General features: G+C 70.1%; 15 protein-coding genes. 5 read left to right on the plus strand and 10 right to left on the minus strand.

What is annotated here, in order from left to right; genetic code table 11:
• Positions 1 to 79 precede the first annotated feature (79 nt).
• Positions 80 to 712: a glutathione S-transferase family protein gene (locus DKG75_RS05335; RefSeq protein WP_109920001.1), complete on the plus strand. Its 633-nt coding sequence runs from the start codon at positions 80 to 82 to the stop codon at positions 710 to 712.
• Between the two features lie 34 nt (positions 713 to 746).
• On the opposite strand, the gene mscL is transcribed toward DKG75_RS05335, so the two are convergent.
• The 3 genes from mscL to rnk form a co-directional block, all read right to left on the minus strand.
• Positions 747 to 1,154, minus strand: coding sequence for a large conductance mechanosensitive channel protein MscL (gene mscL / locus DKG75_RS05340; RefSeq protein ID WP_109920002.1), 408 nt, complete (start codon positions 1,152 to 1,154; stop codon positions 747 to 749).
• Positions 1,155 to 1,242: 88 nt separating this feature from the next.
• Positions 1,243 to 1,596 carry an ArsC family reductase gene (locus DKG75_RS05345; RefSeq protein ID WP_109920003.1) on the minus strand — a complete coding sequence of 118 codons (354 nt, stop codon included), beginning with the start codon at positions 1,594 to 1,596 and terminating at the stop codon, positions 1,243 to 1,245.
• 46 nt (positions 1,597 to 1,642) lie between these two features.
• Positions 1,643 to 2,047 (minus strand): nucleoside diphosphate kinase regulator, encoded by a 405-nt coding sequence (gene rnk / locus DKG75_RS05350; protein ID WP_109920004.1) that lies wholly within the window; start codon positions 2,045 to 2,047, stop codon positions 1,643 to 1,645.
• A gap of 309 nt (positions 2,048 to 2,356) precedes the next feature.
• Between rnk and DKG75_RS05355 the strand changes: the two genes are divergently transcribed.
• Positions 2,357 to 4,198: an SLC13 family permease gene (locus DKG75_RS05355; protein ID WP_109920005.1), complete on the plus strand. Its 1,842-nt coding sequence runs from the start codon at positions 2,357 to 2,359 to the stop codon at positions 4,196 to 4,198.
• Here DKG75_RS05355 and DKG75_RS05360 read toward each other — a convergent pair.
• Together DKG75_RS05360 and DKG75_RS23200 are read right to left on the minus strand one after the other, a co-directional pair.
• Positions 4,188 to 4,655, minus strand: coding sequence for a low molecular weight protein-tyrosine-phosphatase (locus tag DKG75_RS05360; protein ID WP_109920006.1), 468 nt, complete (start codon positions 4,653 to 4,655; stop codon positions 4,188 to 4,190). The two genes, DKG75_RS05355 and DKG75_RS05360, sit on opposite strands and share 11 nt — an antisense overlap.
• A gap of 88 nt (positions 4,656 to 4,743) precedes the next feature.
• Positions 4,744 to 6,393: a DUF6065 family protein gene (locus tag DKG75_RS23200; RefSeq protein WP_208111947.1), complete on the minus strand. Its 1,650-nt coding sequence runs from the start codon at positions 6,391 to 6,393 to the stop codon at positions 4,744 to 4,746.
• Positions 6,394 to 6,532: 139 nt separating this feature from the next.
• Between DKG75_RS23200 and DKG75_RS05375 the strand changes: the two genes are divergently transcribed.
• Positions 6,533 to 7,213: an MOSC domain-containing protein gene (locus DKG75_RS05375; protein ID WP_109920007.1), complete on the plus strand. Its 681-nt coding sequence runs from the start codon at positions 6,533 to 6,535 to the stop codon at positions 7,211 to 7,213.
• 11 nt (positions 7,214 to 7,224) lie between these two features.
• Here DKG75_RS05375 and DKG75_RS05380 read toward each other — a convergent pair whose 3' ends face one another.
• The 4 genes from DKG75_RS05380 to DKG75_RS05390 form a co-directional block, all read right to left on the minus strand.
• Positions 7,225 to 7,461 (minus strand): hypothetical protein, encoded by a 237-nt coding sequence (locus DKG75_RS05380; protein ID WP_109920008.1) that lies wholly within the window; start codon positions 7,459 to 7,461, stop codon positions 7,225 to 7,227.
• Between the two features lie 80 nt (positions 7,462 to 7,541).
• Positions 7,542 to 8,831, minus strand: coding sequence for a D-arabinono-1,4-lactone oxidase (locus tag DKG75_RS22920; protein WP_166646349.1), 1,290 nt, complete (start codon positions 8,829 to 8,831; stop codon positions 7,542 to 7,544).
• Positions 8,828 to 10,111, minus strand: a complete 1,284-nt coding sequence (locus DKG75_RS22925; protein WP_166646350.1) for a hypothetical protein — start codon at positions 10,109 to 10,111, stop codon at positions 8,828 to 8,830. The genes DKG75_RS22920 and DKG75_RS22925 overlap by 4 nt, the downstream gene beginning before the upstream one ends.
• Positions 10,108 to 11,028, minus strand: a complete 921-nt coding sequence (locus DKG75_RS05390) for an ABC transporter ATP-binding protein (protein ID WP_109920009.1) — start codon at positions 11,026 to 11,028, stop codon at positions 10,108 to 10,110. The genes DKG75_RS22925 and DKG75_RS05390 overlap by 4 nt, the downstream gene beginning before the upstream one ends.
• A 134-nt stretch (positions 11,029 to 11,162) precedes the next feature.
• Between DKG75_RS05390 and DKG75_RS05395 the strand changes: the two genes are divergently transcribed.
• Both DKG75_RS05395 and DKG75_RS05400 read left to right on the plus strand, forming a co-directional pair.
• The gene (locus DKG75_RS05395) at positions 11,163 to 12,218 is read left to right on the plus strand and encodes a saccharopine dehydrogenase family protein (RefSeq protein ID WP_109920010.1); all 1,056 of its coding nucleotides are present in this window, start codon (positions 11,163 to 11,165) and stop codon (positions 12,216 to 12,218) included.
• 112 nt (positions 12,219 to 12,330) lie between these two features.
• Entirely contained in the window at positions 12,331 to 13,029 is a 699-nt protein-coding gene (locus tag DKG75_RS05400) for a flavin reductase family protein (RefSeq protein WP_243746445.1), read from the plus strand.
• 9 nt (positions 13,030 to 13,038) lie between these two features.
• Here DKG75_RS05400 and DKG75_RS05405 read toward each other — a convergent pair whose 3' ends face one another.
• Positions 13,039 to 13,260: a hypothetical protein gene (locus DKG75_RS05405; protein WP_109920011.1), complete on the minus strand. Its 222-nt coding sequence runs from the start codon at positions 13,258 to 13,260 to the stop codon at positions 13,039 to 13,041.
• Positions 13,261 to 13,338: the final 78 nt, after the last annotated feature.

The raw sequence follows: 13,338 nt of genomic DNA on the forward strand, positions 1-13,338 counted from the left end.
ACCGTTTCGGCGTCACCCCCCTTTCACGCCGGCGGGCCGCCCCCAGATAGACGGGGAATATCGAGGGAGAACCGAGCCGATGGCCGACCGTCCGCAGATCTTCGGCATTCCGACCAGCACCTTCTGCTGGACCGCCCGCCTCGTCTGCGCCGAAAAGGGCCAGGCGCATGATTTCTTCGAAATGATCCCGGGCGGCGTGCTGGACGGCGTGCGCCATCCCTTCGCCCGGGTGCCGGTGCTGCGCTTTCGCGGTATCACGGTCTATGAATCGCCGGCCATCGCCCGCTATCTCGACCGCGAACTGGCCGGCCCCCCGCTGCAACCGAAAGACAGCCTGGCGCTCGCCCGCATGGACCAATGGATCAGCGCGACCGCCGACTATCTCTACGACACGATGATCGGCGGCGTGGTCGCCCAGCGTCTCGTCGCCCCCCTCGACGGCCGGGAAGCCGACGAGGCGATCGTCGCCGAACAGGCCGCCGCCATGCGCGAGCAATTGGGCGTGGTCGACGAGATGCTGTGCTCCAACCGCTATCTCGCCGGCGCCGAGCTCACCCTTGCCGACCTCTTCCTCGCGCCGGTCATCCACTGGGTGGACAAGACCCCCGAAGGCAACGAGGCGCTGGACGTCTACCCCACCCTGCGCCGCTGGTTCCACGGCATCGCCGAGCGCGACGCCTTCCAGGCGACCTTGCCGATCGTCACCTTCTGAGGGGCGGCGGCCGCTGCCGCCGCCCGCGCAGGGTTTATTTCGCCTTCAGCGAGTCGCGGATTTCGGTCAGCAGTTCCTCGGTCTTGGTCGGGCCGGCCGGGGCCGCCGGGGTGCGCGCGATCACCTTGTTCACCGCCTTGATCAGGATGAAGACCGCGAAGGCGACGATCAGGAACTGGATCATCACGTTGATGAAGGAACCATAGGCGATCACCGCCGCCTTGGCCTCGCGCGCGGCCGCCAGCGAGGCATATTCGACGCCCGAGAGATTGATGTAGAGGCCCGAGAAATCGATGCCGCCGATGATCACGCCGATCGGCGGCATGATGATGTCGTCGACCAGCGAGGTCACGATCTTGCCGAAGGCGGCGCCGATGATCACGCCGACGGCGAGATCAAGGACGTTGCCGCGCATGATGAATGCTTTGAATTCGTTGAGCATGGATGCCCTCTCCATAACCGGCGGCCCCTTGCGGGCCGTCGCCCCATTAGAAATCATGGAGACGTCAACGCAAAGTTTTTGTCGATCGTCAAATTTTCTCCAGGGCGCCGGCGTAGATCTCGGGCTTGAAGCCGACCAGGAGCCGGCCGCCGAGGTCCAGCACCGGGCGCTTGATCATCGAGGGCTGGGCCAGCATCAGGGCGACGGCCTTCGCCCGGTCGATGCCCGCGCGCTCGGCCTCCGGCAGCTTGCGGAACGTGGTCCCGGCGCGATTGAGCAATGTCTCGAAGCCGAGGGCGTCGCACCAGGCGTTCAACTGCGCGGGCGCGATCCCCTCGGCCTTATAGTCGTGGAAGCGGTAGTCGAGGCCGCGCGCCTCGATGAAGAGGCGCGCCTTCTTGATCGTGTCGCAATTCCTGATGCCGTACATGGTGATGGTCATGGCCGCCGGATCTCCGCCAAGGCTTGAAGGTGCAGCCTACCCCGAATCATCGGGGCGGCTCGACGCTGACCACGGTCAGGGCGTGGTGGCGGCCGTCGCGCGCGGTCCAGCCGATGGACTGGCCCGCGGACAGGCCGATCAGCGCCGCGCCGATCGGGGTCAGGATCGACAGGGTGCCGGCGGCGATATCCGCCTCCGCCGGGAACACCAGGCGCAGGTGCCGGTGCTGGCCGTCGTCGGTATCGAAGGCGACGGTGGAGCCCATGCGCACCACGCCGGCCGGGACCTTGTGGTCGGCGACGACGCGGGCGCGGTCCAATTCGGCCTGAAGCTCGGCGGCCAGCACCGGGTTGCGGTCCTCGATCGCGGCGGCAAGGTCGCTCAGGCGGTTGTAGTCCCCGGTGCCGACGGTGATGGCGGGCTTCCGGGCGGGCTTTGTGGTCCGGGTCATGACAGGCGTGCTCCGGGCAGGGCGCGGCAGGGCGCCTCGTGGTTGAACGATGGAAAGCTGAACGATGGGAAATACGACGCTGGCGCCCCGGGGCCGGCCGAAAGCCGGCAGATGACGGCCCCCCGCACGGGGGCGCAAACGGCCGGGCCGGGGGCTTAGAGATCCGCGATCGGCAGAAGCCGGCGGAGGATGGCTGCGGTCGTCCTCATGCCCCATAGATGAGGACCGCCGCCCGCCCTGTCAACCCGGGCGCATGAAACCGGCCTTCGCGGTCGACCCGGGGCACCGCCCCGGGTTACCCTCCCGGCCATGACCGTCGACCTTGCCCTTGTCCTCGCCCTGCTCCTGGCCGCCGTCGCCATGTTCGCCTTGAACCGGCCGCGCATGGATGTGGTCGGCCTCCTGATGATCGTGGCCCTGCCGCTGACCGGGGTGATCACCGCGCCCGAGGCGCTGGCCGGCTTCGCCGATCCCAGCATCGTGCTGATCGCCGCCCTCTTCGTGATCGGCGAGGCGCTGGTGCGCACCGGCGTCGCCCAGCGCCTGGGCGACCTGCTGATCACCCGCGCCGGCCACAACGAGACGCGGCTGATCGTGCTCCTGATGATTCTCGTCGCCGGTGTCGGCTCGGTGATGAGTTCGACCGGGGTGGTCGCCATCTTCATCCCGGTCGTGCTGCGGGTGGCGCGCAGCGCCGGCATCGCCCCGGCCCGCCTGCTGATGCCGCTGTCCGTCGCGGCCCTGATCAGCGGCATGATGACCCTGGTGGCGACAGCGCCCAACCTGGTGGTGCACGCCGAATTGCGGCGCCACGGGCTGGACGGCTTCGGCTTTTTCGCCTTCTCGCCCTTCGGCCTGCCGATCCTGGCGCTGGCCATCGTCTATATGCTGTTCGCGCGCCGCCTGCTGGCGCCGGGCAGCGGCGCCGAAGCGGGCACGACGCGCCGTCGCCGGCCCCGGCTGGCCGAATGGATCGAGGATTATGCGCTGGAGAAGCGGGAATACCGGCTGCGCCTGCCGCCCGGATCGCCCCTGGCCGGGCAGATGCTGCGCGCCCTCGACCTTCGCGCCACCGCGGGCGTCAACATCATCGCGATCGAGCGCGGCCCCCGGTTCGGCCGCCGCCTGATCCGGCCCCTGGCCGAGACGGTGCTCGAGGCGGGCGACGTCCTGATGCTCGACGTCTTCCGCCCGCAGGTGACGATCGAGGATGTGACCGGTCTCTACGGCCTGGAGCGCCTGCCCCTGACCGGGCGCTATTTCGCCGATCGGCGCCAGGAGATCGGCCTGGCCGAGGTCATGGTCCCCGCGACCTCCCGGCTGCTCGGCAAGACCGTGGTCGAGGCGCGCTTCCGCACCACCCACGACCTGGCGGTGATCGGCCTGCGCCACGGCCGCAAGGCCATGGCCGAGGATGTGCTGAACCGCCCGCTCGCCGCCGGCGATACGCTTCTCGTCGCCGGGCCCTGGCGGGCGATCCGGAAGATACAGGAAGATCTGGCCGATCTCGTCGTCCTGGCCCTGCCGGTCGAGGTCGACGACGTCCTGCCGGCCGGGAACAGGGCGCCCTTCGCCCTCGGCATCCTGGCCCTGGTCATCGCCCTGATGGTCGGCGGCGTGGTGCCCAATGTGATCGCAGCCCTGATCGGCTGCCTGCTGCTCGGCCTGTTCGGCTGCATCGACATGACCCATGCCTATCGCGCGATCCACTGGCAGAGCCTGGTGCTGATCGTCGGCATGCTGCCCTTCTCGCTCGCCCTGCAGAAGACGGGCGGCATCGCCCTGGCGGCGGACGGTTTCATCGCCCTGTTCGGCGAGGCCGGGCCGCGGCTGGCCCTGGCCGCCCTTTTCGCCCTGACTGCCGGGCTCGGCCTGTTCATCTCGAACACGGCGACCGCGGTCCTGATGGCGCCGGTCGCCCTGGCCATCGCCGGCGAGATGGGGCTGTCGCCCTATCCCTTCGCCATGACCGTGGCGCTGGCCGCCTCCACCGCCTTCATGACGCCGGTCTCCTCGCCGGTGAACACGCTGGTGGTCGGGCCGGGGAACTATCGGTTCATGGATTTCGTCAAGGTCGGCGTGCCCCTGTCGGTGCTGACCCTGGTCGCCGCCGTGCTGCTGGTGCCCCTGGTCCTGCCCTTCAGCCCGTGATCAGGCGCAGCAATCCCTCGGCGCCGAGGCGGACCTCGGCCCAGGTGACGTCGAAGCCGGCCTCGTCGCCGTAATAGGGATCGGCCACCGCCTGCCCTTCCCGCCCCGGCACGTGATCGAGCAGGAGCGAGAGCCGCGCGGTCGCCCCCGCCGGCGCCACCTTGCGCAGGTCGGCCAGATTCTGCCGGTCCAGGGCGACGATATGATCGAAGCGCAGAAAATCGCCCACCGCGACCTGGCGCCCGCGCAGGCCCCCGATCTCCACCCCGTGGCGGCGGGCGACGCGCTGCGCCCGGGTATCCGGCGGGTCGCCCACATGCCAGTCGCCGGTGCCGGCCGAATCGACCGCCACCGCCACGCCGCTGCGGGCGGCAAGGTCGCGCAGCGCCCCTTCCGCCAGGGGCGAGCGGCAGATATTGCCAAGGCAGACGAACAGGACCGAGGGGGTGGCCGGCATCGAAAGGCTCCGCAAGCGCAACGACCCCGCGGGCTTAGCGCAAATTGCCGCAAGGGGAAATTCCCGCGTGAGCGGGATGCGACGCCGCTCAGGCGGCGGGGAAATCGACATAGGCATCGTTCGCCCAATGGAAATTGGTGTAGGTCAGCATCACGCTGAAATCGAGCGAGCGCACCTGATGCCACCAGCCGACCGGGATATAGAGCAATTCGCCCGGGCTGAGCGTCACCTCCACCCGCGCCGCGAAGCGGGCGTCGGGATAGAGCTTCAGCCGTTCGACATCGCCGACGTCATGAACGTCGCTGAAGACGTGGCGGGTATTGGCCAGGCGCGGGGTTTCCGACGGCGGCAGCAGGGTGATCACCTTCCGCCCGACGACCTGGGCCAGCAGGTTGTTGGTCAGGTCGAAATGCAGCGGCGTGAAGGTGCCGGCGGGGCCGATCCAGATCATGCCGTGCTGCCGGGTCAGGAAGTCGTCGAGATAGCCGAGATCATTCTCCAGCGGGCGCAGGGCCTCCCGGTTGGCCGCGCTGTTATAGGCGGTCAGATAGGCGTCGTTGCCCCTATGCCCGGCGATTCTGGCGATGAATTGGTCGAACGGCAGGGTGCGGGCGTGATTGTCCTTGTAGAGTTCGAAATCGCCGTCTCCGTCCCGGTCGCCCTGGAAGGTGACCGGGGCGGCGCCGACCGTCCTTGCCAGATAATCCGGCGTCCAGCGCGCCAGGGCGGGCCAGCCCTCCATCGCGCCCTCGATCACCACCGGGCGCGAGGGGGCGTAGAAATTCTCCAGGAATTCATTGGCCGACGGCCGCCAGATGCGCGGCACCGCTTCCGCCGGCGACAGCAGGCGCTGGCGCTCCGCCACCTGCATGATCCAGTCGCGCCGGCGCAGCGCGAGATCGATGGCCGGATCGGGCGCGGGGGCCGCCGGCTCGGGCGGCGGGGGCGGCGGCGCGGCGGCGGCGGCCTGCTGGTAATGGGGACAGGCGCGGCCGTCCGCCTGCACGAAGGGCGGCAGGCGCAGTTTCGAGACATGGTCGGCCGGCCCCGGCGCCTCGTCCGGCCCGACGCCGCGGTAATAGAGCTTCTGCCATTTGTCGGCCGGGGCGGTGGGCTTGGTCTCGTCGACCCATTTCTGGAAGGCGTCGCGCGACCGGCTCCAGGTCTCGAAAGCCTGTTTCAGCTCGGGCACCTCGTCGATCGGGCGGAGGCGCGCCTCGGTCGCGGTCAAGGCATTGCGTTCGACGGGGAAAAGGAAGCAGAAGGGCTCGTTCTCCTCGAAGCGGATCCAATGGCCCGGCCGGGTGAAGCGCCAGTTCATGGTGAACGTATAGGGCGACCAGTCGGTCTCGATCACGCCGCCGAGGGGCGCGATACCGTCTTTCGCCGCGTTCGGCGCCCCGCCGACCCAGAGATTCCAGCCCGGCGGTGTCCGGAACAGGCCCTCGACATGGAAGGTGACCGTGCCGTGGCCGAACAGGGAGACCGGCAGGCGCTGCGGATCGGCGCCGGGGTCCGGCCTGATCTCGACCGCCTCCACCCCCGGGCCGCCGGTCCAGCGGGCGGCGAAGCCGACCGGGCTCAGCACCTCCCAGCCATGGGCATTGGCGATCGCCAGGGGCAGGCAGCGATAGGCGAATCGCTCCGGCGTCGCCTCCATCCAGTCGCGCTTGTGCGAGGCCGGCCGCAGGCGCGGCGCCCATCCCTCGTAGGTATAGCAGGTCAAGTCCATGGTCATTCCGGGTGCTCGGACGGTGGGCAAGGATTAACCCGAATTGCGCCGGCCGCAACGCGGAAGCGGGCCCCGGGGGCGGGCGCATGCGTCACCCGCCGCCTTGGCATGAGGAAAACATGCCCCCCTTCCCCATGATGGCGCCATGACCGTTGCGATCACCCACCTGCTGACCGGCCGCCTCGCCCCCCTCGGCCCCCGCGCGGTGCCGAGCGGGATCGACAAGCAGCCGGTGGACGGCCCCCGCCGGCTGACCCGGACCGGCTTCGCCGGCGATGCCCAGGGCGATCTCCGCCACCACGGCGGGCCGGACAAGGCCGTGCATCACTATCCGTTCGATCATTATGCCGCCTGGGCCGCCGACCTCGGCCCCCTGCCCCGCCTGGGCCGGGCCGGCGCCTTCGGTGAAAACCTGTCCAGCCTCGGGCTGACCGAGGCCGGGGTCGCGGTCGGCGACGTCTTCCGCCTGGGCGGCGCCGTGCTCGAAGTCTCCCAAGGGCGGCAGCCGTGCTGGAAGCTGAACCTCCGCTTCGGCGTCGCCGACATGGCCCGCCGGGTCCAGGCGAGCGGGCGCACCGGCTGGTATTACCGGGTGATCGAGGACGGCATGGTCGCGCCGGGCGATGCCCTGGCCCTGCTCGACCGCCGGGCACCCGCCTGGTCGCTGACCCGGCTCTGGCGCATTCTCTATGTCGACGTCCTCGACCGGGACGAGCTGGCGGCCATGGCCGCGGAACCCCTGCTGCCCGCGGGCTGGCGGCATTATGCCGAGAAGCGCCTGGCCGCCGGCGCGGTCGAGGACTGGCGCTCGCGGCTGGAGGGTTAATTCGGGCGGCCCTATTCCTCCGCGCCCAGCCGTTCGAGATAGGCTTCGATCTCGTCGATGCTGGCGGAGAAGCGGTATTCCTTGTCGCCGAAGACGATCTTCGCCGTTTCCTCGTCGCGCAGCATATAGCCGCCGTGGCGCAGCACCTGGGGATCGGGCTTCTGCGGCTTCAGCAGGTTGAGGCCGTAGCGCACGGCGATGCGGCGTATGCGGCGCTCGACCGCCGAAAGACTGTCGCGGCGGGACATGTCGGCACTCCATCCCATGCAAGATCGGGGCGGCAGCATAGCCGATCGCCGGGCCCGGGCGGCAGGCGATTCGGCGCCGCTCAAGCCTCGAACAGGCCGCGCAGGTATTCGTTCAGGAACAGGCCCGCCGGGTCCAGGCGCCGGCGGAGGTCGTGGAACCGGCCCCAGTCGGGATAGAGATCGGCAAGTTGGCGGGCCTTCAGGCCGTGCAGCTTGCCCCAATGGGGCCGGCCGCGGTGATTGGCGAAGATCGCCTCCATGGCGGCGAAATAGGGCGCGAAATCCTCCCCCGCCAGGCGGTGGACGGCGATGGTCGCGCTGTCCCGGCCCTGGAACGGGCTGAGCCAGATATCGTCCGCCGCCACCCGCCGGTATTCGATGGGGAAATAGACCCTGGTGCCGGTGCGGCGGAACCAGGCGCGGATCTCGGCGATGCAGTCGGGCCCCCGGTCGGCCGGCACGGCATATTCCATCTCGTTGAAACGGACCAGGCGGGGCGAGGGAAAGACAAGCTCGGCGTGATCGGCATAGCCCCCGCCCCCGCCGGCCGCCGTCGACAGCCGGGCCAGCGGCGCCGCCAGGGCCGGCAGAAGGCGCGACGCCCGCCCGAACAGGAACAGCGCGCCGTTCTCGAGCACCATCTCCTTCCAGTCGCGGAAGCGGCGCCCGCCGCTGGGCGCTTCGGTGGTCGCGTCCAGCCGCTTCACCACCGCCCGCTCGGCCAGCGGAAACCAGAAGAATTCCGCATGGGTGTGGTCCGCCGCCTCGGCCTCAAAGCCGGCGATGACGTCGTCGAGATCGGCGATGCGCCGGGTCTCGCGCAATCGATAGGCCGGCAGGCAGTCGAGCGTCAGGGTCGAGAGGATGCCGACGGTGCCGAGCGCCACCCGCGCCGCCTGGAACACATCCGGTTCCCGGTCGGCGCTGCACTCGACGATCTCGCCGCTCGCGGTGACGAGGCGAAGCGCCGCCACCTGGGACGACAGGCAGCCGCGCGCCACCCCGGTGCCATGGGTGCCGGTGCCGACCGCGCCGGCGATCGCCTGGGCGTCGATGTCGCCCTGGTTGGCAAGGTTGAGCCCCCGTTCCCGCAGCAAGGGGCCGAGGGCGCGGATGGTGGTGCCGGCCCTGACCGTGGCCTGCCGCCCCTCGACCGCGACCAGCCCGGCATGGCCGCCGAGATGGATCTGGGCACCGCCGGTCACGCACAGCGGCGTGAAGGAATGGCCGGCGCCGACCGCCCGCAGGCTCAGGCCGCGGTTGCCGGCCTCGCGCACGGCGGCGACGATGCCGCTTTCTTCCCGGGGAGCGAAGCGCAGCGCCGGCTGCGCCGCCTGCAAGCCCGACCAGTTGCGCCAGGGCGCGGTCACGGCCGGTCCCGGAAACGGCTGGCGAAGAGAATGCCGAAGCCGATCACCTGCACCGCCGGCCCGATCAGCCCCACCACCGGATCGACCCCGCCCGCGGGGATGAAGAAGGGCATCAGGCGGGCCGCCCCGGTATCGGCGATCAGGGCCGGCGCCAGGAGATAGAGGACCAGGAGGAAGATCAGCGCCGCCCCGTGCCCGCGCCGGGCATTCGGCCCGAGCACGACGAAATAGACGAGCAGGATGTCGCGCAGCAGGAACAGGAACAGCGACAGGAGCTGCGCCCCGAGCGGCAGGTGATCGGGCCGGGTCAGCGCCGTGGCGATGCCGACCGAAAGCACGACCGGCAGGCCGACGACGAAGGGCGGCACTTCGGTCAGCGCCCGGCGCCAGTCGCGCTGGCGCCAGCGATAGCCGACCTGGCGCAGGCGCACGATGTTCTTCGGCTCGACCAGGGCAGCGAACCAGGTGACGAAGACGAGGACGTGAAAGGCGATGGCACCGCGCATCATATTGGTGCCCGCATTCTCGAAATTGCCGAAGATCGTCTCGGTGACGCCGCCGAAGTAGATCACCAGGAAGGCCAGGAAGGCGAGCCAGACGAACGGATAGGACTGATAGCGGAGATCGGCCCGCATCAGCCGCCAGCAGGCCACCCAGGCCCACAGGGTGAACAGGATGGTCGAGAACAGCACGAAGCCATAGGCATCGAAGCCGATCCCGTACCAATCGACCGTGAAGTCCACGAACCCGAGCAGGGGGGCGGCCTGGGCGGAGACCAGGATGCCGACGATCTGGGCGAAGGTGACCTGGAAGCGCATGGAGCCGGGGCGCAGGCGCAATTGGATCATGCCGAACCAGAAGGCCACCGCCTGGGCGAAGAAGCCGGTGATCAGCAGGCGCAGGGCGGCCAGCCGGTCGCCGTCCAGCCCGCCGGCCAGCGCCGAGACCGCGAGGCACATGACGCCGCCGTACCAGGCATAGATGGTACCGCCGAAGAGCTTGCCCACCGTCATGGTCACCGGCCCGATCCCGGAGAGACGCTGGCCGTCCCAGGTCTTGGCCTGGACCTCGGCCGACAGGCTGTCGACCGCGAGCCGCGTGCCCCAGAAGACCAGCAGCGCCCAGCCCGCGGTCTGCGCCACCGAGGCCGCCCCCACCGCCTCGCCCCAGGTCCAGCCCAGCAGGAACAGGGGCAGCAGCACCAGGGGCATGATGATCAGGCGCTGGGTCGAGAGTTCCAGCAGCAGGTTGCGGCGGAATTCGGGATTGCTGAACGTCATGGCCGGGACGCCTTCAGTTTCTCGATATATTGGTCCTGGAGGCTGGTGTGGTCTTCGGCCAGGGCGGCGACCGGAAGGCCGCGGGCGACGAGGTCGCGCAGCAGCGCCGCCTGATCGTCCAGGCTGCCGGCGAAATCGAAGACCGCGGCGCCCTCCCCGTCGAGGTCGAGGGGGCCGACGGAAAGCCCCGCGAGCGCCGCCGCCGCGACCGGCCGGGCCAGCACCAGGCGCAGGCGCCGGGCCAGCCGGGCCGCCCCCCGCTCCGCGCCGCCGATCGGGCTGTGGTCGATCACCCGGCCCTTGTCGACGATCAGCATATGGGTCGAATAATCGGCCAGTTCGACCAGGATGTGGGACGAGACGACGATGGTCATGCCGTCCGCCTGCAAGCTGCGGATCAGGTCGGCCAGGCCCGCCCGCGCCTCCGGATCGAGGCCGGAGGCCGGCTCGTCCATCAGCAGGATACGGGGCTTGTGAATGATCACCTGGGCGATGGCGAGACGCTGGCGCAACCCGCGCGAGAGGCTGCCCGCCCGCTCCTCCAGCCGGTCGGCCAGGCCGAGGCGCGCCGCCGCATCCCGGGCCGCCACCGTCACGTCGCCTTCGAGGCCGTGGGCGCCGGCCCAATATTGCAGGCATTGCAGGACGGTCAATTCGTCGTAGAGGCCGAAGAATTCGTCGAGAAAGCCGAGCAGCCGGCGGGCCCGGCGCGGCTCCTCCGCGGTGTCGATGCCACCCAGCAGCACCCGCCCGGCGTAGGGCAGTTCGAGCGTGGCGAGGCAGCGCAGCAGCGTGGTCTTGCCGGCGCCGTTCGGCCCGACCAGGGCGGTCACCGTGCCGGGCCCGATATGGAAGCCGACCCCGTCCAGGGCCCGTTTGGCCGGATATTCGAAACTCAGGCCGTCAACGTCGATCATGCCGTCTCACCTGTTCCCCTCGGCCCCCAGGCCGCGGCCGGATTGTCGACGCCCACGGGCGGGAGCGCAACTGTCGTGCGGGCGGGGCCCAAACATGATATTTGTCGCCCGACCAAAATCAGGGGGAGAGAACAATGACCGGCCGCATCCTGCTTTACGGCGCCACCGGCTATACCGGCCGCCTGATCGCCGAACAGGCCGCCGGGCGCGGGCTGGATATCGTGCTCGCCGGGCGCGATGCCGCGTCGGTCGCCAAGGTGGCGGCGCCCCTCGGCCTGCCCCATGGCGCCGCGGCGCTGGACGATGCGGCCGGCCTCGACCGCCTGCTGGCCGGCGTGGCGGTCGTCCTCCATGTCGCCGGGCCGTTTTCCGCCACCAGCCGGCCCATGGTCGAGGCCTGCCTCCGCAACCGGGTGCATTACCTCGACATCACGGGCGAGATCGCGGTCTTCGAGCATTGCGCGGCCATGGGCGCCAAGGCGGCGGCGGCCGGGATCATGCTGATGCCGGGGGTCGGCTTCGACGTGGTGCCGTCCGATTGCCTGGCCGCCCATGCCGCCCGCCGCCTGCCCGGGGCGACGCGCCTGACCCTGGCCATGAGCGGGCTGAACGCCATGTCGCGCGGCACCGCCAAGACCTCGATCGAATCGGTGGCCAAGGGCACGGCGGTGCGCCGCGGCGGCCGGCTGACCGAGGTCGACACCGTGCCGCGCCGGCGCTTCGACTTCGGCAAGGGCCCGGTCGACGGCATCGGCGTATCCTGGGGCGACGTCTCGACCGCCTATCACACCACCGGCATTCCGGACATCGACGTCTATTTCGAGACGACGCCCGAGCTTGCCCGGATCATGGGCCTGCCGCGCTTCGTGCGGAAACTCATGGGCACCGCCCCGCTCCAGGCCCTGCTGAAGAAGGCGGTGGACCGCATGCCCGCGGGCCCCGGCGCCGAGCACCGCAAGACCGCCCGCGCCCTGCTGCTGGCCGAGGTGGAGGATGCGGACGGCAGGCTGCTGCGCAGCCGGCTCGAGGTCATCGAACCCTATGCCCTGACGGTCGAAACCGCCCTGCTCATCGCCGGCAAGGCGGCGGCGGGGGCTGTCCGGCCAGGCTTCGGCACGCCCGCCGGGGTCTATGGCCCGGACCTGATCCTGGAGATTCCGGGCAGCCGGCGGGACGACCTGAATGCCTGACGCCGGCAGCCCCCCTTCCTGCCCGCACATATTTTCGCAGGATGATCGCGCCGGCCCGGCCGAACGCCTATAATCGCCCCCTCGCGCAGCCGTCGCCGGGAGCATAGGGCCTGTGACCACCACCAGTTTCGACTTCGCGGATCTTTCCGGCCGCGAGCAGTACCGCCTTCTCATCGGCATGGTGGTGCCCCGCCCCATCGCCTGGGTGACCAGCCTCGACGCCGCGGGCGGGGTCAATGCCGCCCCCTTCAGCTTCTTCAACATGCTGGCTTCGGAGCCGCCGATCGTCGGTCTCGGCATCGGCCGGCGCCCGGACGGCAGCCCCAAGGACACCGCCCGCAATATCCGCGAACGGGGCGAATTCACCGTCAACATCGTCTCGAACGTGCTGGTCGAGGCGATGACCGTCACCGCCACCCCCTTCCCGCCCGGCATCAGCGAATTGGCCGAGGCGGGGCTGACCGCCGCCCCCGGCCTGCGCATCGCGACACCGCGCATCCAGGAGGCGCGGGCCGCCCTCGAATGCCGGCTCTACCAGGACCTCGCCCTGCCCACGGGCAACAGCATCTTCCTGGGCGAAGTGGTGGCGGTCCATGTCGACACCTGCCTGCTGAACGGCCGCGGCCATGTCGATCCCCATGGGCTCGACGCGGTCGGGCGCATGGGCGGCGATGCCTATGCCACCACGCGCTACCTGTTCGACCTCGCGCGCATCGATCTCGACAATTGGCAGGCCACCCATGATCCCGGGACGCGGCGCCCGCACCCGGCCTGGGCCCCCCGCGCCGAGAAGAACGGCAAGAAGGGCTGAAGCCGACCTTTACCGGCCGTGATAATAGCCGCCGCGATCATGGCGCGGCGGGCGCTGCGGGCCGCCGTGGTGATGGGGCCCCTGGCGGTAATCCCCCTCATAGCCCCGATGGTAGCGGCGGCCACCATGGTCATAGGGTCCGTCATAGACGACGCAGCCGCCCAGAACGCCGGCGCCCGCGACCAGCAGGGCGACGCCCGCGGCTTTCTTCAACCAGCCGAATCCGATCATGTCGCGCTCCTTGCCTTGCGGCGGTCATGCACCGCCTTCCGGTAAAGGAATGATCGACTCCGGGCAATTGTTTCGGCG

The sequence above is a fragment of the Zavarzinia compransoris genome (assembly GCF_003173055.1).
GTDB lineage: Bacteria > Pseudomonadota > Alphaproteobacteria > Zavarziniales > Zavarziniaceae > Zavarzinia > Zavarzinia compransoris.